This is a genomic window from Pontivivens marinum (genome assembly GCF_900231835.1).
GTDB classification, from domain to species: domain Bacteria; phylum Pseudomonadota; class Alphaproteobacteria; order Rhodobacterales; family Rhodobacteraceae; genus Pontivivens; species Pontivivens marinum.
Genome location: NZ_OCTN01000012.1, coordinates 25,286 through 51,495 on the forward strand (window position 1 = coordinate 25,286; position 26,210 = coordinate 51,495).

The 26,210-nt window shown below is 57.9% G+C and carries 20 protein-coding genes, 1 tRNA gene and 3 pseudogenes; 15 read left to right on the forward strand and 9 right to left on the reverse strand.

What is annotated here, in order from left to right:
- Positions 1–12: 12 nt before the first annotated feature.
- The 4 genes from CR254_RS16895 to CR254_RS16910 all read right to left on the reverse strand — a co-directional run bounded on the left by CR254_RS16895 (position 13) and on the right by CR254_RS16910 (position 5,970).
- Complete coding sequence (locus CR254_RS16895) at positions 13–2,388, reverse strand: glycoside hydrolase family 31 protein (RefSeq protein ID WP_097932100.1); 2,376 nt, start codon at positions 2,386–2,388, stop codon at positions 13–15.
- 162 nt (positions 2,389–2,550) lie between these two features.
- Positions 2,551–3,843 carry a mannitol dehydrogenase family protein gene (locus CR254_RS16900; protein WP_097932102.1) on the reverse strand — a complete coding sequence of 431 codons (1,293 nt, stop codon included), beginning with the start codon at positions 3,841–3,843 and terminating at the stop codon, positions 2,551–2,553.
- A gap of 3 nt (positions 3,844–3,846) precedes the next feature.
- Positions 3,847–5,232: a glucuronate isomerase gene (gene uxaC, locus CR254_RS16905; protein ID WP_097932104.1), complete on the reverse strand. Its 1,386-nt coding sequence runs from the start codon at positions 5,230–5,232 to the stop codon at positions 3,847–3,849.
- A 9-nt stretch (positions 5,233–5,241) separates the two neighbouring features.
- A complete protein-coding gene (locus tag CR254_RS16910; protein ID WP_219618039.1) occupies positions 5,242–5,970 on the reverse strand; it encodes a GntR family transcriptional regulator in 729 nt (242 codons plus the stop codon).
- Positions 5,971–6,247: 277 nt separating this feature from the next.
- Between CR254_RS16910 and CR254_RS16915 the strand changes: the two genes are divergently transcribed.
- Genes CR254_RS16915 through uxuA form a run of 5 tightly spaced genes read left to right on the forward strand, consistent with a single transcriptional unit; the run spans position 6,248 to position 11,886 of the window.
- Positions 6,248–7,510 carry an ABC transporter substrate-binding protein gene (locus CR254_RS16915; protein ID WP_219618040.1) on the forward strand — a complete coding sequence of 421 codons (1,263 nt, stop codon included), beginning with the start codon at positions 6,248–6,250 and terminating at the stop codon, positions 7,508–7,510.
- A 57-nt stretch (positions 7,511–7,567) separates the two neighbouring features.
- The gene (locus tag CR254_RS16920) at positions 7,568–8,536 is read left to right on the forward strand and encodes a carbohydrate ABC transporter permease (protein WP_097932109.1); all 969 of its coding nucleotides are present in this window, start codon (positions 7,568–7,570) and stop codon (positions 8,534–8,536) included.
- Positions 8,529–9,590: a carbohydrate ABC transporter permease gene (locus tag CR254_RS16925; protein WP_097932111.1), complete on the forward strand. Its 1,062-nt coding sequence runs from the start codon at positions 8,529–8,531 to the stop codon at positions 9,588–9,590. Before CR254_RS16920 ends, CR254_RS16925 begins: the two co-directional genes overlap by 8 nt.
- On the forward strand, positions 9,590–10,690 hold the full coding sequence (locus CR254_RS16930; RefSeq protein ID WP_097932113.1) for an ABC transporter ATP-binding protein: 1,101 nt from the start codon (positions 9,590–9,592) through the stop codon (positions 10,688–10,690). The genes CR254_RS16925 and CR254_RS16930 overlap by 1 nt, the downstream gene beginning before the upstream one ends.
- Positions 10,687–11,886, forward strand: a complete 1,200-nt coding sequence (gene uxuA / locus CR254_RS16935) for a mannonate dehydratase (RefSeq protein ID WP_097932115.1) — start codon at positions 10,687–10,689, stop codon at positions 11,884–11,886. Before CR254_RS16930 ends, uxuA begins: the two co-directional genes overlap by 4 nt.
- Before the next feature lie 369 nt (positions 11,887–12,255).
- Here the strand turns inward: uxuA and CR254_RS16940 are convergent.
- The 4 genes and pseudogenes from CR254_RS16940 to CR254_RS16955 form a co-directional block, all read right to left on the reverse strand.
- Positions 12,256–13,386, reverse strand: a pseudogene (locus CR254_RS16940) (IS3 family transposase).
- A 66-nt stretch (positions 13,387–13,452) separates the two neighbouring features.
- Positions 13,453–14,322, reverse strand: a pseudogene (locus CR254_RS16945) (IS30 family transposase); the annotation flags it as partial.
- A gap of 76 nt (positions 14,323–14,398) precedes the next feature.
- Positions 14,399–14,499 (reverse strand): annotated as a pseudogene (locus CR254_RS18400) (IS6 family transposase); the annotation flags it as partial.
- A 222-nt stretch (positions 14,500–14,721) separates the two neighbouring features.
- Positions 14,722–14,811, reverse strand: a tRNA-Ser gene (locus tag CR254_RS16955).
- 294 nt (positions 14,812–15,105) lie between these two features.
- On the opposite strand from CR254_RS16955, the gene rplU reads away from it, so the two are divergent.
- The 8 genes from rplU (at position 15,106) to CR254_RS16995 (ending at position 22,339) form a co-directional block, all read left to right on the forward strand.
- Positions 15,106–15,711, forward strand: coding sequence for a 50S ribosomal protein L21 (gene rplU, locus CR254_RS16960; RefSeq protein WP_097932117.1), 606 nt, complete (start codon positions 15,106–15,108; stop codon positions 15,709–15,711).
- Positions 15,712–15,734: 23 nt separating this feature from the next.
- Positions 15,735–16,004 carry a 50S ribosomal protein L27 gene (gene rpmA / locus CR254_RS16965; protein ID WP_097932119.1) on the forward strand — a complete coding sequence of 90 codons (270 nt, stop codon included), beginning with the start codon at positions 15,735–15,737 and terminating at the stop codon, positions 16,002–16,004.
- 130 nt (positions 16,005–16,134) lie between these two features.
- Positions 16,135–17,529, forward strand: coding sequence for an RtcB family protein (locus CR254_RS16970; RefSeq protein ID WP_097932121.1), 1,395 nt, complete (start codon positions 16,135–16,137; stop codon positions 17,527–17,529).
- A gap of 66 nt (positions 17,530–17,595) precedes the next feature.
- Positions 17,596–18,108 carry a GNAT family N-acetyltransferase gene (locus CR254_RS16975; protein ID WP_097932123.1) on the forward strand — a complete coding sequence of 171 codons (513 nt, stop codon included), beginning with the start codon at positions 17,596–17,598 and terminating at the stop codon, positions 18,106–18,108.
- Between the two features lie 108 nt (positions 18,109–18,216).
- Entirely contained in the window at positions 18,217–19,257 is a 1,041-nt protein-coding gene (gene obgE / locus CR254_RS16980) for a GTPase ObgE (protein WP_097932125.1), read from the forward strand.
- A complete protein-coding gene (gene proB, locus CR254_RS16985; RefSeq protein ID WP_097932126.1) occupies positions 19,242–20,369 on the forward strand; it encodes a glutamate 5-kinase in 1,128 nt (375 codons plus the stop codon). The genes obgE and proB overlap by 16 nt, the downstream gene beginning before the upstream one ends.
- 221 nt (positions 20,370–20,590) lie before the next feature.
- Entirely contained in the window at positions 20,591–21,064 is a 474-nt protein-coding gene (locus CR254_RS16990) for a hypothetical protein (RefSeq protein WP_219618041.1), read from the forward strand.
- Positions 21,065–21,079: 15 nt separating this feature from the next.
- A complete protein-coding gene (locus tag CR254_RS16995; protein ID WP_097932130.1) occupies positions 21,080–22,339 on the forward strand; it encodes a glutamate-5-semialdehyde dehydrogenase in 1,260 nt (419 codons plus the stop codon).
- 68 nt (positions 22,340–22,407) lie between these two features.
- On the opposite strand, the gene mepK is transcribed toward CR254_RS16995, so the two are convergent.
- A complete protein-coding gene (gene mepK, locus CR254_RS17000) occupies positions 22,408–22,974 on the reverse strand; it encodes a peptidoglycan L,D-endopeptidase MepK (protein ID WP_097932132.1) in 567 nt (188 codons plus the stop codon).
- A 309-nt stretch (positions 22,975–23,283) separates the two neighbouring features.
- Between mepK and CR254_RS17005 the strand changes: the two genes are divergently transcribed.
- Complete coding sequence (locus CR254_RS17005) at positions 23,284–25,035, forward strand: L,D-transpeptidase family protein (RefSeq protein ID WP_097932134.1); 1,752 nt, start codon at positions 23,284–23,286, stop codon at positions 25,033–25,035.
- Positions 25,036–25,119: 84 nt separating this feature from the next.
- Positions 25,120–26,208: a UDP-3-O-(3-hydroxymyristoyl)glucosamine N-acyltransferase gene (gene lpxD, locus CR254_RS17010; protein ID WP_097932136.1), complete on the forward strand. Its 1,089-nt coding sequence runs from the start codon at positions 25,120–25,122 to the stop codon at positions 26,206–26,208.
- The last annotated feature ends 2 nt before the right edge of the window (positions 26,209–26,210 follow it).

Genomic DNA, 26,210 nt, shown 5'->3' on the forward strand with positions numbered 1-26,210 from the left:
GGCCCTGAATGATCAGAGCTCAAACTGGTTTCCCGGCGCAACGGCAGTGCCCCGAACGGTCAATGAACGAGTTTCGCCTTTGGGTAAGGACACGATTGCCTTGTCCAGAACCGGATTTGCCGTTCCTGCCTGTTGCCAGTCGAGTTCAAGGGTGTCACCACGACTGACCAACGAGAAATTCAGAAGCGAGTATGGCGCATCTACGCTCACGCCGTCATCCTCGAAGAGATAGCCAGCACCGCTTCCGTCGCCCTGCAACGGGAAAAGCGCCAGGACCCGCCCCATATCGGCCATCGGATCAGCCCGTTCCGCGTCGATGGACATTGGCAGTACTGCGCCAGCCCGGACAAATAGCGGAATCGTCGCGAGGTCGACGACCTTTTCGACGACTGCGCCCGGTGCGTGCCACTGCCCGCTGTCGAAATCCCACCAGCCGGTGGCATTGAGCGGCAACCGCACCTTGCGCGACGTCGCCCCCTGCTCGGTGACATTGGCCACCAAGAGATCGCGGCCCAACATGAAATCGTCGGTCTCCTCCCAGGCATGTGGATCGTTCGGATGGTCAATGAAGATCGGCCGCAACATCGGCTCATCGTCTTGTACAGCCTGCCACAGCAGCGTGTAGAGATAGGGCATCAACCGATAGCGTAGGTTGATGGCATCGCGGATGTGACCGGTGACTTCGGGATGCATCCAGGCTTCGTTCGCGCTTTGATCGTCGTTCCACGAATGGATCGTGAAGCGCGGATGGAAGATGCCGTTCTGGACCCAACGCACGAATAGTTCCGGGTCGGGCCGTGGGCCGGAAAAGCCGCCAACATCATGCCCGACATTGAACATGCCGGACAGGCTCATCCCAAGGCCGGTACGGATATTGTAACGGAGCGTTTTCCACTCGGTTCGATTGTCGCCCGACCAGGTCTGCGCATAGCGCTGGATGCCGGGTGCCCCGGACCGACAGATCAGATAGGGTCGCTTGTCCGGCGCATGGGCGCGTTGGGCCTCTTGGGATGCGCGGGTCATCAACACGGACTGTAGCGGCCGGATCAATGCGATATCGATCGGCTCACCGAAACCTGCGCATTGGGCTTCGCGATCCCAGACCTCGTACTCGTTATTGTCGTTCCAGGTGGACCCGATGCCATTTTCGAGCAACTGAGCAGTCACGCCGTCTTTCCACCATTTGATCGTGTCGGGATTGGTGAAATCCAGGTGAGAGCCCTCATCATCCCAAAAGGTGGATTGCTCGGGTGCTCCGGTTTCGCTGTCTTTGACAAACAGACCAGCCGCTGCAACCTCAGCGTAGAGCGGGTGGTCGTTCAGCAGGCACGGTTTGATGTTGCCAATCAGATGTACCCCTGCATCGCGGAACTTGCCGGTCATGGCTTTGACGTCCGGTACCTTCTCGCGGTTCCAGTTGAACACGTAGCGTTTTCCGTTGATCGACGAGTATCCAGACGAGAGCTGGAAACTGTCGCAGGGGATCTCGTGTTCCGCGATCTTTTCGACGAAACCTTCAAGCTGCTCCTGCGCATTCTCGGCATCCGTGTAGGACATGGTTGAACCTGAGTAGCCCAGCGACCAACGCGGGGGGAAACAGGTGCCTCCGGTCAGGCGGACGTGGCCCTTTACGAGGTCCAGCATATCGGGTGCCCATCGCAGGTAATAATCAAGGTCGCCGTCGTCGCTGCGATAGGCGCGATAGGGCAGATGGTAGTTGTCCAACTCCTTGCCCAAATCGAAATGGCAGCTTGCAAGGTTATCGTAGAAAATCGACCACGCCCCGGACCTGACAGTTTGCGTCATGGTTAGCGGCATGTGTTTGTAAAGCGGATCAGTGGTTTCCGCGTCGTATCCCATGGCGTCGAGGTTGCGCATCTCGTAATGACGACCGCGCCTGTCGAGCGGGCCGGTTTTCTCGCCCAGACCGTGTACGGGTTCGTCCGGATATCGGCGCAGGAAATGGTTGTGCCGATGGTCCCGCAGGCCAAGCAGCATTCCTCCCGTGGGGCGTTCTTCGACAAAGGTCTGCCACACGCCATCGACCTTGACTGCCCACGACAGGTGCAAGGGGTGCGAAATCGTGAGTCTGATCGTGTCCGTGCTCAGGGTCAGCGCGTCGCCGTCCTCGATCGTGACTCGCGGGCTGTCGAACCCTGACATGTCGTCGCGGTTGCGGCCTTCCCACGGGACATCGGTTTTCGCCACATCGGTTTTGGGTGCGATGCTCCACGTACGGGGCAATCGCCACGCACCGTCCTTCTTCAAAGACACGCGAAACAGCTGGTTTTCAAGCGCCACCACCCGCAGGATGTGGCGGTCTTCGACCCGCAACTCCACACCGTCGGGCCGTTGACGCTCCAGCGTCCATGACTTCAGAGTTTTCATGCGGCGTATCCTCTCAAGGTCGCGTCGCCTTTGTGGAGTGTGCCTGTATTTGGCCACAAGACCACAGCCATCGACAGAAATGACAATGGCGGCGTATCAAACAGGGGGTTGGTTTTCGACGGGTGGGCGCTGGTACCCGTGCGGGGGTTCTTTAAGCTTAAGCTATACAGCATATGACGTGACGCGCGTGGCGAGCGTATCCAGCAACACCGGCGAGGCATCCGGCACGCCGATGAGATCGGCCATTTGGGCAGCGGCATCGCGAATATCCCTTGCATCATCAAACAGCCTGGCAATTTGTTTGGCGTTTGGGTCTGCAAAAACCGTGCCATCGCGATGTGCCCGCAGTGCGAATGCGATCCAGGCCGCAACCGCGTCCAATGCCTGAGACCCTTCGGCAGTATTGCCCATCAGCGGCACGATACGTTCACGCATTTTCAGGCTTCCGTCCGCTGCGATCTGGATCAATTCGTGGCGCATTTCGGCTACGGCAAACCGATCGATCAGTGCGTCGCGGTAGGCGGGCAGGGTGTCGATCACAACGGGCGGCAATGTGGCGGCTGCCATATCCCACAGCCGTTCAACACCCCTGCGCAGGGCCGGATCAGCCATCGCTTCATGCACATATCTATGCCCTGCGAGCAGACCAGCATAGGCCAGCCAAGAATGCGCAGCATTGAGCAACCTGAGTTTGCGTTTCTCGAACGGCGCAACATCGGGCACCAGTTCGGCGCCGACGTTCTCCCAATCCGGTCGTGGCCCGGCGAAATCGTCCTCGATGACCCATTCGGTGAAGGCCTCGGTCATGACAGGTGCCACTGCGGGTCGGCCCGCAGATGCGGTGATTTCGTCAATTAGGCCTTCGGTCGTTGCGGGTGTGATCCGGTCGACCATGGTGTCGGGAAACCGATTGCCGGGATCGAAGGCGATGTTCGCGCTTTTGGCGAAATCCTCAACTGCGGCGGCGAGCTTTGAGCCATTGCCCGAGAGGTTGTCGCAACTCAGCACTGTCAACGGATTGAGCCCCGCATCCATCCGTCTTGCAAGTCCGTGTGCAAGCAGGCCAATGGCGCCACTTGGCCGCCCTGCGAGATCGGCGGCGATATCGGGGTGCGTCAAGTCCAGACGCCCAGTTGCGGGAGCGAGACAATACCCTTTTTCGGTGATCGTAAGGGTCACGACATGCAGCTCTGGATCGACAAAGGCATCCACAACCGCCGCAGCATCCCGGCTTGCGAGCAGAACCCTGTCGTGAACCGTGATGTGTTCGACTTGCAGCCCGTTGGCCCCCCGGATGCCGAGGCTATATCCCGTTCCGTTTTTCAGCGTGTCAAATAGCGCCTCGTTGCGCATCACGACACCGGTGATCCGCCAGTCGCCTTCGGCCCGGGCTGTATACCAGGCCTGATGCGCCCTATGAAAATTGCCAAGACCGATATGGAGCAGACGTTGCATAATTCAGGCGCCCTCTATTCTGTAGGCGTCGATCGCGGCATCATGGGCCAGCCAATCGCCCAGCCTGGCCGCCTCGCTTTTGTTCAGGACGCCGCGCGCGATCTGGTCGGCAAGGTGAAGCGCCACTCCGCGCCGCCACATGTTGTGACGCGCGGGGATAGACAGGAAAGCACGTGTATCATCGTTGAAACCCGCAAGGTTGTAGTAGCCCGCCGTTTCGACGACATTATCGAAATATCGCCGGATGCCGTTCAAGCTGTCGTGAAACCACCATGGTGGACCAATGCGCAGACACGGCCAATGTCCCGCCATAGGCGCAAGTTCCCGAGCATATGTGCTTTCATCCAATGTGAAGACGAGAACGCGCAATCGTGGATCGTTGCCAACCCTGTTCAACAGGGCGCCCAAACCGCCCACCCAATCGAGCGCACCGGGTATATCCGCCCCCATATCAGGGCCGACGGCGTCACTCAGCGCTTTGTTCGTATTGCGGCGGCTGCCCGCGTGGATCTGCATGACCAGACCATCTTCCGCCGACATTTGCGCCATCTCAACAAGCATGTGCCCGTAATAGGCGCGCGCTTCCACGTGGTTCAGGGTGCCCGCAACGGCGCGCGCATGCAGCGCGGTGATCTGGTCGCGGTCGAGCCAGCAAGTCTGCAAGTCGGGCACGTCGTGATCCGTCGCTGTGGCCCCCGCAGAACGGAATGCCGCGCGGCGATCACGCAGTGCCGCAATGAATTCGTCGTAATTGTCCGTGTCGCGGTCCGTCATCGTTGCCAAGCTGGAAAGCGCTGCGCGATGGCCTGCTTTTTGTGGGTTCAGCAGGTCATCGGGGCGAAAGGTCGGCACGACCCGACCCGACAAACCGGACGCCGCAATTTTTGTGTGGTCCGACAGGGGCGATGTGGCCGGATCCGTCGTTGCCAGCAGCGAGATGCCGAACCGATCGAACAGCGCGCGTGGCCGGAAAACGGGGCTGGCCAGCTTTGCCTCGATCTGGTCATAGACTGCGTCGGCGGTTTCGGGGGCAAGGGGGGCTTCAACCCCCAAGGTGTGATAAAGCGTATGCTCGAGCCACTGTCGGCTGGGGGTTCCGAGGAACAGATCCCAGTGTCGTGCGAACAGGCGAAATACAGCACGCGGGTCGCGGTCGCGACCCTCGGGGCCGATCCCGAGATCGCCGAGCGGGACGCCCTGTGAATACAGCATCCGGAACACGTAGTGATCGGGTTGGATCAAAAGCGCCGCTGGATCGGAGAATCTGGCATCTTTCGCCCACCACACAGGGTCGCAATGGCCGTGGGGTGAAACGATTGGAAGGTCACGTATACCCTCGTAAAGAGACATCGCCACAGGTGGTAGTTCAGACGTAGGTGCCTTGTTCATGGTGCTCTCTCATGTCTCATTGAGATCGAAAAACGCGCGATTTGCTGCGATAGATTCAGACAGCGTGCCAAGCACAAGCCGCAGGTGATCTCTCAGCTGCCGTGTGGCATTTCGTAAATCGCCTGTGCGGATCGCTTTGAAAATCCGATCGTGCTCTTCATAAAGGCGGCTCATGTTGTCCGCCCTGTCGAGGGAGAAGACCCTCAGACGATCAAGCACCATCTTTTCGCGGGTCAATGCGCGCTGTATCCTGCCAAGTCCTGTCGCCCCGGCGAGCGCAAGGTGAAACTGATCGTCGAGAGTTTGAAATGCGGATTTGTCTCCGGTCCCAACTGCGCGACGCTGCTCTTCGAGGTTGGCATGAAGTGCTGTGTCCGCGGTTTCGCAAACCCCTGTCTGACAAAGACGTTCGACGACGGCCACCTCTATCGCCTCGCGCAGGAACTGCGCACTTGTGATCTGATGCACTGAAAGTTTCGTGACGAAAGTGCCGCGACTGGGCCGCGTTACGATCAGGTTTTCTTCTCTCAGCATTGCGAAAGCTTCGCGCACAGGCGTCCTGCTGGCTCCGAACAGTTGGCCGACCTCCTTTTCGGAAATCATCTGTCCCGGAGTCAATCGCATAGAGAGGATGGCAGCTTTCACAGCAGCGGCGATTTGATCATTGGCCGGTCGCGACGTGTCCATCGGCGGAACATCTACGCCAGCTGATCGAGTGTCATCAGATGATCGGTTCACGGCTTTTCCGTCGCTCCATGGGCTTGCAAGTGATCTTGTCCAAAACTGGATACCGGTATACCGGTCAGTTGACAACCGGTATACCGGTATGCACTCTAAATCTGGGATCTACGGAAAGGGGGGAGCCTGGCCGAACGCAATCGTGGCAATCGACCATTTTTGTGGCGGTGAAGTGCAGAACCGGACCTGGAATCTTTGCAAATACTGGTTGGCGCAGACACTGTGCGACACCCGAATAATAAAAATAATATCGCTTCAACTTGGAGGAGTTAATCAAGTGAATAAGAAACTCATGAGAACCACCGCCATTCTGGCAGGTCTGAGCATGACGGCCTCGGCCGTTGCCGCCCAGGAAATCCGCTTTCAATGCTATTCGGATGGCAATGAATGCGAAGTCTACGAAGATTTGCTGAGCCGCTTCGAGGCGCAGAACGAGGGCGTGGATGTCATCGTAGACGTTGTGCCGTATCAGGCAATTCTGGAAAACCTGCCGGTGCAGCTGGCTGCAAGCACTGGCCCTGATCTGGCGAAGGTCACCGATCTGGGTGGTTTGAACGAGTACTACCTCGATCTGACGCCTCACGTTGACGCGTCCTACTGGGAAGAATCGTTTGGCGAAACGCTGAATTGGTACCGCGTCGGCGACCGTCAGGGCATCTACGGCCTGCACTCTCAGCTGACCATCACCGGCCCGTTCGTCAATGCCACATTGTTTGAGCAAGCGGGCGTGGAAATGCCGGGCGAGGGCGCGACTTGGGACGACTGGGCCGCTGCGTCAAGGGCGGTTATCGAAGCGACTGACGCTGACTTCCCCATGGCGATGGACCGTTCCGGTCACCGCGTGGCAGGTCCGGCGATTTCCTACGGTGCGAAGTATTTCGACGCGGACGGTGTAGGGTCCTTCGATGGCTTTGAGACCTTCGCGGAGGCCTTCGTTGGCTGGAACGAAGATGGCACCATGGCGCGCGACGTTTGGGCCAGCCAAGGTGGGTCAACCTATGCGGACGCCGCACAGGAATTCATCAACGGCGAAGTCGCATTCTACTATTCGGGTTCCTGGCAGGTTGGCCGCATGGACGAGCAAGTTGGTGATTTCTTCGACTGGCAGGTCGTCGGCTCCCCCTGTGGTCCGGCTGGTGCATGTTCCGGCATGCCGGGCGGTGCGGGGATCGTTGGCTTCGAGGGAACCGAGCATCCTGAAATCGTTGCATCCATCATCGATTTCCTTGCTGCTGAAGAGAACTACGCAGAAGCGGCGGCACGCACCAGAAACCTGCCGGCACACCTTGGTGTTGCAGCCGCGGGCGTCGAGTTCGAGAACGCGTCTCCGGCAGCGCAGGCTGCGTTGAATGGCTTTGCCGGCGCTCTGCCTGACGTGTCTCCGGTTGCCTTTGCCTATCAGGGTTATTCCGGCAACCGCGCAATGTTCGGCATCACGGTCGAACGGTTGAGCCAGGCTATCGTCGGTGAACTCAGCGTCAGCGACGCTATGGACCGTGCGGCATCCGATCTGGAATCGGCATTGGCCGAAACCCAGTAAACCACAAGATCCCCCCGCGCTGCTGAGGCGCGGGGGGCACCACCTGTGGAGGGCTCTATGCTTCATGTCATTTCCCCGATCATGCGCGTGATCGAGATCCCGATGCTGGCGCTTCAGCGCGTGCTGGGGATCAACAAACTCGCATGGGTCTTTCTCTTCCCCAACTTGCTGCTTTTCGGCCTGTTCGCATTCCTTCCGGTCATCCTGAACGTGGTCTATGCGACGACAGGCGGCGACAACGTGTTGTTGGCGGATCGCCCCTATGTGGGCCCGCGCAACTTTGGCACCTTGATGGATTGCTCGAATTACCTTGATCCGAATTCGTGCCGCGAGGACAAATTCTGGCGCGCCGTGTGGAACACCAGCTGGTTCGTGACCTTGCAGGTCGGCATGATGGTCTGCTTTTCACTGCTGACGGCGGTTATCCTTAACGGCGAAATACGCGCCCGCGGTTTTTTCCGCTCGGTCTTTTTCTTTCCTGTCTTGCTGTCTCCTGTTGTCGTTGCCCTGATCTGGAAATGGATATTGCAACGCGAAGGCGTGCTGAACGCGTTTCTGGATTGGACGGGTATCGGCGGCTTCAACTGGCTGGTGGATGCGCAATGGGCGTTCGGCTGGTCCGTCTTCATCTCCGTCTGGGCTCATATGGGGTTCTACACCTTGATCCTGCTGGCCGGTTTGCAGGCAATCCCGCGCGACGTGTATGACGCAGCGACGATGGACCGCGCATCGCCTTGGCGCACGTTTCGCCGCATCACATTGCCGCTATTGGCACCGACCATGCTGGTGGTGCTGGTGTTGGCGTTGATCAAGGGCGTACAGACGTTCGATGAAATCTATGCCTTTACGGGCGGTGGCCCCGGCACGGCGACGACCTTCATCATTCAATACATTTACGAAGAAGGCTTTGCGGGTGCTCCGCGCCTGTTCGGTCTGGCCGCTGCTGCGTCGCTTCTGGTGGCCCTGGTGCTGATCCTTTTGACGCTTGTGCAACTCTGGGCGAACAGGAAGAACGCAAATGGCTAAAGTCATCTCCTTTCTGACGGCGACGCGCGGCAAGGGCCGCCTGCATTGGACCGACTGGGTATCCTACGCCTATCTGGCGATTGGCATCTTTCTGATGTTCGGTCCTGTGATCTGGCTGGTTCTGTCCAGCTTCAAGACGCAAAACGAACTGGATCGGTTCCCGCCACGCTTCCTGCCTTATGCGCAGGAAACTGTGGAACTGGATGGGTTTGAAGACCCGTTGATCCTCTTCACGGTATCGCGGACGTCTGAGTCCGAAGTGGCGGGTGAGACCGTTGCACAAACCCGTCGCGGTGCAGGCCGCGCAGAGGTTGTGCGGCTGGATGATCCTGAAACGCGTATCCGGCTGCCAGCAGTTGATTTGCAGGCGATCGAGTCCGTGGCATTCGCAACCGAAAATTACACACAACTGTTTGAGAGGTTCAATTTCCTGCGGTTCCTGTGGAATTCGACCTTTATCACCGTGGTCGCGACGCTGTTGATGCTGCTGGTCAATTCGATGGCCGCTTTCGCCTTGTCCAAATACGAATTCCGGGGCCGGACAACGGTGCTTCTGCTGGTCATCGGCACATTGATGATCCCGCAAACGGTGGTCTTGGTGCCGCTGTTTCTGATCGTGACCGAACTGGGCATGTTCAACTCGCTTTGGGGAGTGATCATTCCGGGGGCCGCGACACCGACAGGCGTGTTCCTGTTGCGCCAATACATGATTACGATACCGGATGAAATTCTGGATGCCGCGCGGATGGACAAGGCATCCGAGTGGAAAATCTTCTGGCGCATCATCGTGCCATTGTCTGCGCCCGCCATCGCCGTGCTTGCGATCCTCGCGATCATGTGGCGCTGGAATGATTTCCTATGGCCGCTGATTGTTCTGACGCGCACAGAAAACTTCACACTGCAACTGGCATTGAATTCGTTCCAGGGGGAGTTGCAGACCGACTGGGCCTCGCTTCTGGCCATGACGGTTCTGACATTGTTGCCGATCGCGGCCGTCTTCATGTTCCTGCAAAAATACATCGCCACGGGCATCGCTTCGACGGGGGGCAAATAATGGACCTGAACTTACCAAGCGTGGGCGTGCAGCTCAAAAACGCGCGCAAATCTTATGGCAATGTCGAGGTCATCAAGGGCATAGACCTTGATATCAGTCACGGCGAGTTCTGCGTGTTTGTCGGGCCGTCAGGGTGCGGAAAATCTACGCTGTTGCGGATGATTTCCGGGTTGGAGCCGATTTCGGGCGGGGATATCGTGATCGGGGATGAGGTCGTGAACGACATCCCCGCCGCTGACCGTGGCCTGGCGATGGTGTTTCAGTCTTATGCCCTCTATCCGCATATGACCGTGGAGCAAAATCTGAGCTTCGGGTTGGAGAACATCAACACGCCCCGCGCCGAAATCAAGGATAAGATCAACGCCGTCTCTGCGATGCTTCAGATCGATCAACTGCTGGATCGGCGTCCCAAGGATCTGTCAGGCGGTCAACGCCAGCGCGTCGCCATTGGCCGCGCAGTTGTACGCGAACCCCGAGTGTTTCTGTTTGATGAGCCGCTCTCGAACCTCGATGCGGAACTTCGCGTCGATATGCGCGGCGAGATCTCGGCGCTGCACAAACGGCTCGGGAACACGATGATTTACGTGACCCACGACCAGGTGGAGGCCATGACAATGGCCGACAAGATCGCCGTGCTGCGTCTGGGTGAGTTGGAGCAATTCGGTGCGCCGCTCGAATTGTTCAACAACCCGCACAACCTGTTCGTGGCGGGTTTCATCGGCTCGCCCAAGATGAACTTCCTCAAGGGCAAGGTGGATGCAAGCGACCGCACGTTATTGACGCTGGAAACCGGAGAGCAGGTACGCCTTCCCGGCACTGGTTTCGCGCAGCAGGCGGGGCAATCCGTAACGCTTGGCATCCGCCCCAATGAACTGCAACCGGCAACGGACGGCGCACTTCATCTCGAAGTTCGCGCGGTCGAACAACTCGGCTCCGACAGCTATCTGTACGGCGCCCTTAGCGATGGGACACGTCTGACTGTCCACAATTCCGGCCAAACGGTAGTCCGTGAGGGCGAAAAGGTGCCGCTCAGTTTTGCCACGGACGCCGTACATCTTTTCGACACTGAATCCACTTTGACCCTACGGGATCAATCATGAGGCAAACATGGCGCTGGTTCGGCCCCGAGGACGAGATAACGATTGGTGATATCCGCCAAACCGGCGCCGCTGGAATCGTATCAGCGCTGCACCATGTGCCGACAGGCGCTGTATGGACGCCAGATGAGATTGCCAAGCGCCAGCGTGAGATTGAGGGACCACCCGACACGCCAAGCGGGCTAACGTGGGACGTAGTGGAAAGCTTGCCAGTTTCCGAGGCGATCAAAACCCAAAGCCACGATTGTGCCGCGCATATCGAAGCGTGGCGAACGAGCCTTCGCCATCTCGCGGCGGCTGGACAGAAGGTGGTCTGCTACAACTTCATGCCGGTCCTTGACTGGACGAGGACTAATCTGGCCGCGCGGTTGCCCGGTGGTGGCACAGCGATGGCTTTTGACCTGATCGATTTCGCTATTTTCGATCTACATATCTTGCAGCGCAAAGAAGCGGAGGAGGAGCATTCTGCTGCGATCCAGGACGCGGCTTTAGAGCGGTTATCGCAGATGAGTGATGGTGCGAAGGCGGCCTTAGCGTCTAACATCGTTGCGGGGTTGCCGGGATCGAACGATCGTTGGACGTTGGACGACGTTCGCGCCAACCTTGGCACCTATTCCGCGATTTCGCCGACTATGTTGCGGCAAAACCTGATCGATTTTTTGTCCGAAGTCGCTCCATTGGCCGAAGAGCTTGGAATGCGCTTGTGTTGCCACCCTGACGACCCACCATTTCCGCTGCTCGGTTTGCCGCGCGTAATGTCAACGACGGACGACTATGCCGTGATGCTTGGTGCGGTGGACCTGCCTGCGAGCGGAGCCACGTTTTGCACAGGCTCGCTGGGCGTGGCGGAAGGGTTCGCCCCGGTCGATTTCATCACCCGCCTGGGCGCGCGCATCCATTTCGTCCATCTACGCAACACGCTGCGTGCGGGGCCCGTTGATGGCACTCGCGTCAGTTTCCATGAATCCGAGCATCTCGAAGGTGACACGGATATGGTGGCGACACTAGACGCGCTTCTTGCGCAGGAGGCACTGCGGCGTGCCGAGGGCCGCGCAGACGCACAAATCCCGATGCGGCCCGACCACGGTCAGGCGCTACTGAGTGATCTGGATCGCTCGATGATGCCCGGCTACCCCTTGATCGGACGAATGCGTGGACTGGCAGAACTTAGAGGCGTCATGGTGGCACTAGAACGATAGCCGCGCGGCCGCTCTGCTGGGCACTGAAAAGACATCGGCTGATTGATTGAAATGAAACCCAATAATGCACAATCTATTCAGTGAAAATCTAGTTTCATTCCGTTGCAGATAAATGTTAAAAAATGGTGGAATAGATTAATAGCTTCGCCGAATTTACTGGAATTTCAAGCAGAATGTAGCGTTTGGGCAAAGCAGGCTGAACATTCTCGGCAGATGTAGTTTACCTGTTTGGCAAAGCTGGCTGCATCGCAGCAAGGCGCTCGACGTAAACGAAGATAAATGGTGCGTCAGCATAAGTCACGACATTCTGAAGTGGTCCCACTTATTTGGACAGTTTTGCGGCTGAGCTAAGATGTAATCGGGTTGGTGTCATGCCGCTTTTCGTATTTCCGCTTGGGTAAAGTATGCTGTGTCCGGCGTGCGCTTATCAAGGGCGGAGTGAGGGCGCTCGGAGTTGTCGAACCCGATCCAGTTATCGATGATCCGTTTGGCTTGGAACCCGTCCTGTAATTCTTGCAGATAAACGGCCTCCTGTTTGAGTGACCGCCACAACCGTTCGATGAAGATGTTATCGAGATAACGACCTCGACCATCCATTGAGATTTCGACATCTGCCTCGGTCAAGGTGGTGATCCAGGCTGCACCCGTGAACTGCGATCCTTGGTCCGTATTCATGATCTCGGGCTTGCCGTATTTAGCGATTGCCTCGCTCAAGGCTTCAACACAAAAACTGGCATCCAGCGTGTTCGATAACCGCCACGCCAAGACCTTGCGGGTCGCCCAATCCATGATGGCGACCAGATACAAGAACCCGCGCCGCACAGGGATGTAGGTGATGTCACTGCACCAAACGTGGTTCGGCCGCGTGATTGGTAGCTTCCGAAGCAGGTATGGGTAAATCCGGTGCTGTGGGTGCTTCTTGCTGGTGTTTGGGCCTTTGTAGATGGCCTGGAGTCCCATCAAACCCATCAATCTGCGCACACGGTGACGACCGGCATGAAAACCATTTCTCGGCAACTAGGCCGCGATCTGGCGGCTGCCGAAAAACGGATACTTCGTGAACACACGATCGATCTCGTTCATCAATTCCAGCGTCTCGGCATTCACACCAACGGGCACGTAATACAGCGACGATCGGCTGATCTTCAGCAGTTTGCATTGGCTGGTCAGGCTCAAATCCGTATGATCCCGATTGATCATCGCTTTGCGTTCGTTCGGGCTCATCGCTTCAGCCCTTATGACAAAAAAATCAGTTTCAACCGCCAGTTTGCCAATCTTCGCATGAAGCTCTTTGACTTCGGCTTCGTTATCTTCAGCCTTCCTGACCTTGTCAGAGAACACACCCGTCAGACCATCAATTGCCTGCCGTTTCCATGTCGTCACCTGCGTCGGGTGGATATTGTGCTTAGCTGCAATCTCTTGCGCCGTCTTGTCTCCGCGAAGCGCCTCAAGCGCTACCGTGGCCTTAAAATTATCTGAAAAACTGCGTCTCTTCGTCATTTCTGTATCCTGTCTTCAAGGTTGGATACATCTTAGCACGCTGTCCGAATTTGCCGGACCACTTCAGTAGAGCTCGCGCGGCAACTTCTGAGCCGATTTGATCAAGGCCGTAACGACGCTCTCGGTGTCCTTGTTCGCGACTTTAACCAGCATCACATACCGAGAATGCCGCTCAACAAGGGTCGCAATATAGCTGTTCTTCGAACCGCCGACCAAGTCGCCTTCCCAGTGGCCCGGAACGGCACGATCCTCGACGGATGCAGGCCTTTCACTGATGGACACAGCATCCTTAATCTGACCATTGCCCTTGCGCTTCTGGCTTGCGTGCTTGGAACGCCTGACTGTCCGTTTGGCGCGCAGGTGCTCCAGAAGCTCCTTCTTCAGAACCCCACGTGCCTGTATATAAAGGCTTCTGTAAATCGTTTCGTGTGACACCTGTTTGTGCGCCTCCCCTGGGAAAGCACGTTTGAGCCAACCCGCAACCTGTTCAGGCGACCACTTGCGCCGTAGCTTTGCAGATACTGCGTCGGCCAACTTTGGGTGACAAGCTAGCTTGCACATCTTGGGCCGCAATGCCCGATCCCACGCAGCTTGATCCGATGTGGTCGCGCGATAGCCTGTCTGGCCGCCATTGCGCCGCACCTCTCGGCTGATCGTCGAAGGCGCACGTCGCAATTGACGCGCAATCGACCGAAGCGAGTGTTTGGTGCTGAGCCCACGAGATATCTCTTCGCGCTCAGACAGGCTCAATGCAGACTTACCCCGTCTGCGATCTGGTGGACGTATTCCGCCCGTTGGTGAGATGACTGAAAAGACTGACGACGATTGACGATCAAAGACACGCCCAATCGATCTCATCGATTCCCCACGCTGCCATCGATCCCAAATCTCGGCACGCTGTTCAGCTGAATAGTAAATCCTGCGACGATACTTCATTCAAAACACTCCATCTTTTCCTAAAGACTAAAGTGTTGCGTTCACCAGTTGAGCACACCATCCGATTGTTACGCTACTTTCTGTCGATGTGCCGGATGCTATCGAATGTTGAACATACCGATGATTGATTTCACGAATGACACGTCGATAGGTCTGCGCCTTATCGGTCACGCCCATCTCGGGTCTGGGTATTAGCAGAGCTTCTCTATACTGGATCATAGCCAAGCAAGAGAGCGCTTAGAAAGGTGGGGCCCCTATGGATTATACCAGCGGGAAACCTCTTTGCTGCGTTTAGTCCTGGTGAGCCAAGGAAAAGGATTTTGAGGTGAAGGTGTGGGGAGGGGGCGCTCTTGCTGCGGTGCTGTTCTTACACAGATTCTTGATTGAGCGATAGGTCTATGGCGGAGAGACAGGGATTCGAACCCTGGGAACCCGTGAAGGCTCAACGGTTTTCGAGACCGCCCCATTCGACCACTCTGGCACCTCTCCGTGAGGCGAGGCTCTACCCGTTTGATGTCGGGGCTGCAAGTGGTTCGCGGTCTGAGCTAGAATATTTTTTATCGAGCGCAGCAGAATGGCTGTTTTATAGGGCGTACGGGCTCTATTGATCATTCACGCTTGACAGCTAGGGGGCTACGCACCATACGAGCCGTTCGTGGGCGAAGTGCGCCTGCGCGAATTTTGTAGATAGCTCCATTAGGGGCCGCTGCCCGAGGTGCGGGGAACCGCGCAACTCCCTCAACAGGGGACCACAGGGTGCGAAAGATGAAAAGGAAGACCAGCATGTTTGCGGTCATCAAAACGGGTGGCAAGCAGTATCGCGTTGCCAAGGACGATGTTTTCACGGTTGAGAAGCTCGACGGTGAATCTGGCGACGAGATCCGCTTCGCTGAAGTGCTCATGATGGGCGGCGAGACCGTCACCATCGGCGCACCTATGATCGACGGCGCGGCTGTCGTTGCCGAGGTTGTTGAGCAGATGCGCGGCCCGAAGGTTATCTCCTTCGTTAAGCGTCGTCGGAAGCACTCCTCCCAGCGTCGTCGCGGCCACCGCCAGCAACTGACAAAAGTACGGATCACAGACATCCTCGCCGACGGCGCCTCCGTGGCACCTGCGACGAAGGCTGCTGCTCCTGCTGCGAATGTTACCGCACCTTCGAACCTGATGTCCGAGGCACCTGCTGATGCTGATGACCTGAAGAAGCTGTCGGGCGTTGGTCCTAAGCTGGAAGGCACGCTGCACGAGATCGGCGTCTACACCTTCGCTCAGATCGCTGAGTGGACTGCAGACGATGTCGCGTACATGGATGAGAAGCTGTCCTTCAAGGGCCGCATCGATCGTGAAGACTGGATCGGTCAGGCGAAAACTTTCGTCGCCGAAGCCGAATAATTCAGAGTTGAGGAGACTATAGCATGGCACATAAAAAAGCAGGCGGTTCCTCCCGTAATGGTCGCGACTCCGCAGGTCGCCGCCTTGGCGTGAAGAAATTTGGTGGCGAGCAGGTCATCCCGGGCAACATCCTCGTGCGTCAGCGCGGTACTAAGGTGTGGCCGGGTGAGAACGTTGGCATGGGCCGCGATCACACTCTGTTCGCGAAACAAGAGGGTAACGTTACCTTCCACAAGGGCCTCAAGGGTCGCACGTTCATCAGCGTGCTTCCTGCACAGGAGGCCGCTGAATAAGCCGGTCATACTGTGAACTAACAGTTTCGGGGATCGGCGGAAACGCCGGTCCCCGATCTCGTTTCTGCCATCCCCTACACCGCCGCCCCGATCGGAAGACGACCTGCGGCATATGAGAGGGAGAGGGCAAATGACCCTGACCGCAAAAGATATCGTTGCAATGGGATATGACCATGGGGCGTGGATTCCGCAGGCTGTGGACTACGTCAACGCAAATGATCTGAGCGCGAAAGAGGTCACGTCCTATCTGCGACAAGTGGCGCCGAAACCTAAGGTGCCCTTGCACCCTGAACCCATGCCATTTTCGATGCATCTATCCGCCGAAACAGCGGAGGAGATCGCAAATGTCGAGGCTGTAACCGCAACGATGAGCGAGGTTATGCGCACGCCGACGGTGGTCAGTGGTGCAGTCATGCCAGATGCCTGTCCAGCCGGTCCCATGGGCACGATTCCTGTCGGCGGTGTGGTCGTTGCGCGTAATGCAATCCACCCCGGGATGCATTCGGCCGATATCTGTTGTTCGCTGATGATGACCGAGTTCACGGATGCAAAGCCTGCGGATGTGTTGAATGCCATCCACACGGTGACGCATTTCGGGCCTGGTGGGCGGCGGAATGGGGAGCGGTTCACGATGAGCCTGAACCTGCTTGATGCTTTCCGTGCGAACAAATTCCTTAGCGATGCCAAGATTATGCGGGCCGCGCAGGAGCATATGGGTACGCAGGGCGACGGCAACCACTTCGCATTTGTGGGTGTTTCGGCGCAAACTGGGCGAACTTGTCTTGTCACGCATCATGGCTCACGTGGGCCGGGGGCGGGGCTGTATAAGCTGGGGATGAGACTGGCGGAAAAAACACGTCGCCGCCTATCGCCAGAAACGGCGAAGGTGAATGCGTGGCTGGAGGCCGATAGCCCAGATGGCATCGCCTATTGGCAGGCGTTGCAACTGATCCGTCAGTGGACAAAGGCAAGCCATAACGGACTGCATGCCGCCGTGGCGGAGCGATTTGGCAAGGCGATTGAGCGGCGTATCTGGAACGTGCATAATTTCGTGTTCCGTCAGGATGATCTGTATTTCCATGCCAAGGGCGCAACACCCGTTGCGGCAGGGCTGATGCCTGACACGGCAGACGTGCAGATTGTGTCGTTAAATATGGCGGAGCCGGTTCTGCTGGTACGGCAATGTGCGGACGGGCCGGAGCACGGGTTTGCTCCACACGGGGCAGGGCGCAACCGCTCTCGCACGGCGCATAAACATGGGTTGGTCGGGCGCAGCGACGCGGAGGTGTTTGCCACGGAAACGGCAGGCATTGATGCGCGCTTCTTTTGCGGGCGGATCGATGTCAGTGAATTGCCCTCGGCCTATAAAAACGCGGCGCAGGTTCGTCGGCAGATGGAATCGGAGCGTTTGGCGGAGGTTGTAGATCAGATCATGCCCTATGGCGCGATCATGGCTGGCGACTGGGAGTATGATGCGCCGTGGAAGGTGCAAGCACGTGCAAAATATGCCGCTGAAAATGCGTGAGGCAACTGGGGGTGCTGGTATCTGCCGGTGCCCCTCACTATCCTCGTGGATAGATGGAGAGATGAGATGACCGTACCCGTGATTGAAACCGAACGCCTGACCCTGCGCCCCTTGCGCGCATCGGATGCTGGCTTGATCACGCTATATGCCGGTGATGCCCGTGTTGCGCGGATGACGACGCGCATCCCGCACCCGTTTCCGCCCGGTGCCGCCGAAAGCTTTATCGGGCGCGCATTGCGTGAGGATTCGGGCGAGCAGATCTGGGCGCTGGATGCGACCAAGATTGATGGCGAGGAAATCCTCGGTACGATTGCGCTGCGGGATACCGGCGATGTCGGATACTGGATTGGTCCACCATTCTGGCGCACAGGTTATGCTAGCGAAGCACTAGCTGGTGTCATCTCGTGGCATTTTGCGCAGGGCGGCGGGCAGCTAAAGGCGCAGGTCTTTCAGGATAACGATGCATCGGCAGCGGTTTTGACCAGTGCGGGATTTGGCTATGTGGGCGAGGGCGATAGCTACTCCGTTGCGCGTGGCGGAATTCAGGCTGTTTGGTCCTATACGCTGGATGCGAAATGAAATGCGGACACGTGTCGATATGCTAACCGAATTGCGATGCCGCTACCCGCTTGAGGCGGCGCGCGGTTTGGCGTATCAGCACGGCTTGTCCGACCGGAGGGTTCGCCCATGAAATTTCTCGATTTTTCCAAAGTTACTATTCGCTCCGGCGCAGGCGGGCGGGGGTGCATCTCGTTCCGGCGTGAGAAATACGTCGAATATGGTGGCCCTGATGGCGGCAATGGCGGACGTGGCGGCGATGTGATTGCCGAGGCGGTTGTCGGCCTGAACACGCTGATCGATTATCGGTATCAGCAGCACTTCTTTGCCAAAAACGGTCGCCCCGGTGAGGGACGGCAGAAAACCGGCGCAGATGGCGAAGATATCGTGCTGAAGGTGCCAGTAGGGACCGAAATCCTCGACACAGATCAGGAAACGGTAATCGCCGATCTGACCGAGGTCGGGCAGCGCGTATTGCTGGCCAAGGGCGGCAATGGTGGCTTTGGTAACCTGCACTTCAAATCCTCGACCAATCAGGCGCCGCGTCGCGCCAATCCGGGGCAGGATGAGGTGGAGCGTGAGCTGTGGCTGCGCCTGAAACTGATCGCGGATGTTGGCCTGCTGGGTTTGCCCAATGCGGGTAAGTCCACGTTCCTTGCCGCGACGTCGAATGCACGGCCGAAAATTGCGGACTATCCGTTCACCACTTTGCACCCTAACCTAGGTGTTGTAGCTGTTGATGGCGCGGAATTTGTGATTGCCGATATTCCCGGCCTGATCGCTGGCGCGCATGAGGGTAAGGGCATCGGCGACCGGTTCCTTGGCCATGTGGAGCGTTGCGCGGTGCTGTTACACTTGGTTGACGGCACGCAGGACGATGTTGCGCTGGCCTATCACACGATTATCAACGAGCTGGAGCAATATGGCGGCGGCTTGGCGGAAAAGCCGCGCGTTACCGTGCTGAACAAGACTGACGCGCTGGATGATGAGCTGATCGAGATGCAGTTGGCAGAATTGCGTGAGGCGAGCGGCGGTGAGGTGCTGGTCATGTCCGGCGCCGCGCAAACCGGCACGACCGATGTGTTGCGCGCCCTGCGTGCACAGATTGTTGCCCGCGCCAAGGCGGAGGCCGATGCCGACGAGGAGGATACCCCGTGGCGTCCAGCCTAAGCGCGGCGGAGCGGTTCGACGCTACGCATGTTGTTGTTATCAAAATCGGCTCTGCATTGCTGGTCGATGCGGCAAGCGGAGCGTTGCAGCAGGAGTGGCTGAACGGATTGCTGGCGGATGTGGCGATGCTGCGCGCGCGCGGGAAATCCGTGCTGCTGGTGTCATCAGGCTCCATCGCGCTGGGGCGGCGGGTGCTGGGGCTTGCCTCGGGCGCGTTGCCGTTGGAGCAATCGCAGGCCGCCGCGGCAGTCGGGCAAATCCGGCTGGCACGTGCCTATGAGGAGGGGTTGCGCCCGCATGGTGTGACCACTGCTCAGGTCCTTATGACGCTTGAGGATAGTGAGGCGCGCCGTCGGTATCTGAACACGCGGGCAACCTTGCGGACTTTGCTCAGCCTTGGCGTTGTGCCGATTGTGAATGAGAACGACACGGTTGCGACGGATGAAATCCGCTATGGCGATAATGATCGTTTGGCGGCGCAGGTCGCATCGCTAACCGGTGCTGACGCGCTGGTTCTGCTGTCCGATGTGGATGGTATCTATACTGCAAACCCGCGTCAGGACCCGTCTGCGCAGCATATACCCGTGATCGAGCGTATCACGCCCGAGATTTTGGCGATGGCAGGCGGTGCAGGTACGGACGGGGCCAAGGGCGGCATGCGGACCAAGGTGCTGGCTGCGGAAACGGCCATGCAGGCGGGATGCGCGCTGGCTGTATGTCGGGGCGATCAGATGCGGCCAATCTCAGGCTTGCTGGCAGGTGCGCGGGCGAGCTGGTTTGTTCCAACCGAGGACCCGTCGCGTGCGCGTAAATTGTGGATCGCGGCAATGCGCCCGCGGGGCACGTTGCGCGTGGATGAGGGGGCCGCAAATGCGTTGCCCGAGGGGCGTTCACTATTGCCCGCTGGTGTTGTTGCGGTTGAGGGCAGTTTCCAGCGCGGTGATCCTGTTGATATCCTTGGCCCTCGTGGTGAAACGGTTGCGCGTGCGATTGCCGGTTATGACAGTGGTGAGCTGACGCAGATCGTGGGTCGGCAAAGCAGCGAGATCGAATCGATCCTTGGCCATCCCGGCCGTGCCTATGTGGTTCATCGTGATGATATGGCGCTCTAATAGGATGGCGTGGTGCATTTAAAGCGTGCGCCACGCGCGACCTGTTCGCCTATAGGTTTTATTGCGAACTGATACCACTCATATTATTACAAGAAATAGCCGCATCATATTTTTACTATGCTAGATGTTTCGACAGTTCTTACTGATCGGGTCCTGTCTTGCGTAGCTTGTGTTTGATGCTTGGGTTTGTTCTGTCAGGATGCAACGCATGGGACACCATGGTGACCCCAGCGCCTGTTGCACAGGGGCAGCTAACTGTTGCTGGTGCGAATTTACTGGTGCCGCTGGAAAACTCCCTATTCGCGTTTGATGAGGCAATGCCGACGATCCTTGCTGATCATGTGGGCCTATCCACTGTGGTCGCGCAAACGCGGGGTGAGGGGGCTGCGATGCAGGACCTTTGCCAATCGAGCGATAGTCGGCCCGATATTGTGCTGCTGACGCGCTCCCCACAAATGGTTGAAATCCGTCAGTGTGAGGCACGGGGCGTTGATATCAGCGCCGATCTGGTCGCGCTATATGGTGGTGGATTACACGGAGCGCCGGATTCAGCGCAGGTCTGGGTCGCCTTTGTGCCCGATCAACTGGTGGTAAATCCTGCGGCAGAGCGTGCGGTGCGGGTCTTGCGCTATGATTTTGCGGGCCTCATAGAAGGTACGGTATACGAGCCGTATTTCACGGCACGCCGGAACTAACACGCGGATATAGCTATGACTGACATGGATGTGCGCGGCGTAATGGCCGCGATGGGTAAGGCAGCACGAGCAGCTTCGGCGGAGCTTGCCTTTGCTCCGGCTGATGCCAAGCGGCATGCATTGAACGCGGCAGCGGATGCAGTAGATGCATCAACCGCGCAGATTATTGCCGCCAATGTAAAGGATATGGCATTCGGTCGGGATAAGGGCCTGTCGCCTGCAATGCTGGACCGGTTGGAGTTGAACGAGGAGCGGATCGCGGGGATCTCTGCCGGATTGCGCACTGTTGCGGCGCAGGATGACCCCGTTGGCGCCGTTATTGCGGAATGGGATATGCCATCGGGCCTGAACATTCGCCGTGTGCGCACCCCGATTGGGGTGATCGGCGTGATTTATGAAAGTCGTCCGAACGTAACTGCGGATGCAGGCGCACTGTGCCTAAAGGCCGGCAATGCGGTGATTTTGCGTGGTGGGTCTGAAAGCTTCCACTCCTCGACTGCCATTCACGAATGCTTGGTGACTGGATTGCGCACCGCCGGACTGCCCGAGGCGGCGGTGCAACTGGTTCCCACCCGTGATCGCGCTGCGGTGGGTGAGATGCTGACAATGACCGATTATATCGACGTGATCGTTCCCCGCGGTGGCAAGGGGCTGGTCGGTCGCGTGCAGGCCGATGCGCGCGTTCCGGTCTTTGCGCATCTTGAAGGGATTTGCCACGTTTATGTTGATAGCTCGGCTGATCTGGAAAAAGCCCGTGCGATTGTGCTGAACGCAAAGACACGGCGCACCGGGATTTGCGGATCGGCTGAAACGCTGCTGGTGGATCGTGCTTTCCTTGACCGGTACGAGGTTATCATTCGTGATCTGTTGACTGCCGGCGTTGATGTGCGTGGCGACGCAGAGATTGCCAAGATTGCAGGTGTTAGCGCCGCGCAGGATGATGATTTCGGGACTGAATTCCTCGACATGATTATCGCAGCGAAGGTGGTGGACGGCGTGGATGGCGCGATTTCGCATATCCGCACCTATGGCTCGAACCACACCGACGCTGTGATCGCCGAGGATGATGCGGTTGCTGATCGGTTTTTCCAGCGGCTGGACAGTGCAATCCTGATGCGGAATGCCTCAACGCAATTCGCGGATGGTGGTGAGTTCGGCATGGGGGCGGAGATCGGCATCGCCACTGGCAAGCTGCATGCGCGCGGACCCGTCGGGGCCGAGCAGTTGACCAGCTTCAAATATCTCGTCACCGGTGACGGCACGATCCGCACCTGATCCAGATGCAAAAGGAGCCCCGCCGATCTGGCGAGGCTCCTTTTACGTGGTGCATTAGGTTTGTGGGATCAGCCGCGCCAGGTACGCACTGGTCCGCAATCGAAGTGTACGAAGTTCGAGCGCGGGTAGCGACCGACGCCACCTGCATTGCAGGATACGCCTGCATCATACATATTCTGAACCGAACGGGTCGAGAGCCGCAGATCGGCAGCCATCGCACGCATGTGGTAGGAATTGCGGGCCACGCCACGGTTGCTGGCGCGCAGGGCGTTGTTCGTCTCAGGGCTGCGATAGCCGGACATCAACTGGTAGGGCTCCGTCGTTTCCATCATGCGCGATGCGGCGGCCATGATGTCGATGGTGCGAACGTCAACGGCGCGTAATTCGTTGCGGCGCCAGTCGCGGAAGATGAAGTTAACTTCGTCCAGAACCTGGGGGATGTACTCACCCTCAACCCAGTAAACACTGTCCAGACGCTCACCCGTGCGGGGGTTGTAGAGCTTGAGGCTGCGGATATCACCTGCACCGGTCAGAACGGCAGGGGTATCGGCAAAACTCGGGGCTGCTGCAATTGCGCTTAGGCCCACTAGACCGCCCAGCAAACTACGCCGGGAAACGACACTCACGTCGGTCATGAAATAATCCTTAAGTCTGTCCCATTGGCTGCAACCTTCGGTGGTAACCGTGATCGCTTGGTAAATTTATTGCACACACGATTTTTTCATCCAAGTGGCAGTTGTGCAGCAACCTTTTCCGAAGTTGTGCGCTATATAAGAGGTGCAAAGCCGTTTTGTGTTCGCGTTTGTTCTACTTTCCTAACGCGTAAGGTCAATTCGGTTGACGTTTCGGCGAGAAATCGCCGGTATTCTGGGGGCACCTCATGTGGATCGGCGAAGTTTCGCCGTAATCGTGGCGGTCTAAAACTGTGTCAAAGGGCGTAAGCAGTGTATCAATTTAGCAACTCAGCAATTTTCGGAGCTGTTTCCCTGCTCGCACTGACTGCGGGCAGCGGTGCGATTGCACAGGTCAGCGTAGATTCGAACGTGGAGACACCTATCGCGGTTGCGATGCCGATCTGGTCCGAACTGGCGGATATTGTGCAGATCGACGCATCCATGGAGGTCGCGTCCTTCTACGCTGATCGCAACTATGCGCCATTGTTTATGGCAAATGACGCTGAGGTCGCGCGGGCCGTTATCGACGCACTCGCCTCGCAGCACCTGCACGCATTGCCTGAATGGGGTGATCGCTTAGAGCCACTGAGCCGCCATGTTGCGGCCGCCGTTGATGGATATCCAACGGCTGAGGGGGAAGTAGCCTTTGCTGAGGCATATATCGCCCTGGCACAGGCACGGCTGACGGGTGTTGTTGTTCCGACACGGTTGAGCGATGACATGTATGTCTTTCCGCCAGAAATCAGCGCAGCAACGGCGCTGGATGCCTTGGCTGAGCAGGCGGCCCCTGTGCGTTATCTGATGGATCTAGCGCCAGATCATCCTGATTACGCGCCGCTATTGGCCCTGCGGGCGGAGCTTGAGCAAGTTGTCGCCAATGGCGGATGGGGCGCTGCGGATGTTCCGTCGGGCGCATCGATTCGTGCGGGTGAGCGGGACGAGCGCGTTCCGGCTATCCGTGCGCGCTTGCTCGCCCTTGGCGATATTGAGGGGCCGCGCGCGCAGCGTGTGATGCCTGTTGTTACGCCAGTAGCCACAACGCAACCGCTGGATGATACGCCGCTAGATGCCACATCGGTATCAAATGCCGTGCAACCCGATCCCACCTATATGGATGATGCGACGGTTGCTGCATTGATGGCGTTTCAGACCCGCCACGGGCTGAACGATGACGGTGTTATCGGGCCGAAGACGTTGGCCGCGCTCAACACAACTGCGGATGAGCGTTTGCGGCAGGTTCTGGTGAATCTGGAGCGGGTGCGCTGGACCGATTGGGATCGCAATGAAAAGCATATCTACGTCAACCTCGCGGATTACCGGATGTGGTTGCGTGAAAATGGTGAGGAGCTGTTCACCACTCGCACCGTGATCGGGTCCAGTCGCCATCAGACGGTCGAGTTCTCCGATACCATGACCCATCTGGTTGTGAATCCGACGTGGACTGTTCCACGCTCGATCGCGACCGAGGAAATCCTGCCCGCACTGCGTGACAATCCGAACTACCTCAATGAACGGAACATGACGCTGATCGACGACGGTACAGGCGTTTGGACGCCTTCGGATACGTCGCTGATCAACTGGGCGAATTTTTCCGAGAGCTTCTTCCCGTGGTGGATCCGTCAGGGGCCGGGGCCGGGCAACTCGCTGGGCAATGTGAAATTCATGTTCCCGAACCAGTTCGCGATCTACCTGCACGACACGCCATCGCGCAGCCTGTTCGCCCGCGACGCTCGCGCCTTTAGCCACGGCTGCGTTCGTGTTGCTGACCCAACCGGTCTAGCCGAGGTGCTGTTGCAGCCACAAAGCAGTGATCCACTGGGCCTGTTCCAGCGTCATCGCGCAACGGGTCGGGAAACGACTGTGAACTTGCAGGAGCGTCCGGCGGTTCACATCGACTACCGCACCGTCTGGATTGATGAGAGCGGCCAGGTTCAATATCGCGATGACGTATATGGTCGCGATGCGCTGGTTCTGAACGCTATGCAGGATCTGGGCGTGCAGACAGGTCAGCCACAGGGCTGACGCAAAGTCCGGCTGCGTTGCGTAGCCGGACCCTTCCATCAGGTTGGCGGGCGCTCTATATCTTCCTGAAACGGAGTGCAGATTATGGCCCTGACTATTGGTGAGATTGCGACGCAAATTGGTGCACAGGCAGTGGGCGATATATCGCTACAGCCCGTGCGCCCCCGGCAGCCGGATGAGGCAGGCGCGGATGATTTGGCGTTGGCTATGGAGAGCGCTTTTGCAGCGCAACTGGCAGATAGCTCCGTTCGGATGGCTGTGCTGAGCGACGGGGCTGATTGGCAGGCATTGGGGCTGAAGGCCGCAATTCTGGTGGCCCGCCCACGTTATGCAATGGCGGGCATTTCACGCCTGTTCGATACGCGCACAGCGGGTGCGGGCATTCACCCATCTGCATCTATCGATCCCACGGCAGAGCTGGGGCCCGATGTCAGTGTCGGGCCAATGGCTGTCATTGGGGCCCGTGCGAAAATCGGCGCAGGGTCGAATATTCAGGCGCAAGTATTTGTGGGCGACGATGCAGTGATCGGTGCGGATGCGCTGCTGATGCCGGGGTGTCGCATCGGAACCGGTGTTCGTATCGGCGACCGGTTTATCGGGCAAATGAATGCGGTGATTGGCGGGGACGGTTTCTCGTTCGTCACGGCGCGCCCCAGCGCGGTTGAGGATTATATGGCCGCTGGCACGATCAGCGCCTCGATGAAGCCGGACCGGCATGAGCGGATCAACTCTCTCGGCTCAGTCTTGCTGGGCGATGATGTTGAGGTTGGCGCAAGCTCGGTCATTGATAAGGGCACGGTTTCGGACACCCGTATCGGAAACGGTGTGAAGGTCGATGCGCAGGTCATGATCGGACATAACGTGCAGATTGACGATACGACTCTACTATGTGCACAGGTGGGTATTGCCGGATCGTCACAAATTGGAAAAAGAGTTGTTCTGGGCGGTCAGGTCGGCGTGGCAGATCACGTCACTATAGGCGATGACGCTATTGCACTGGGTATGTCCGGTGTTACTAGTCGAGTACCTGACCGGACGGTGGTTATAGGCTATCCTGCAGTAAAGCAGGAGACGTTCATAAAAATGTATAAAGCTATGCGTCGACTGCCAATGATGGCAGAGAAGTTAAACATGCTTCACAAACGGGTTACAAACCCCGATGACAAGAGCTAAGA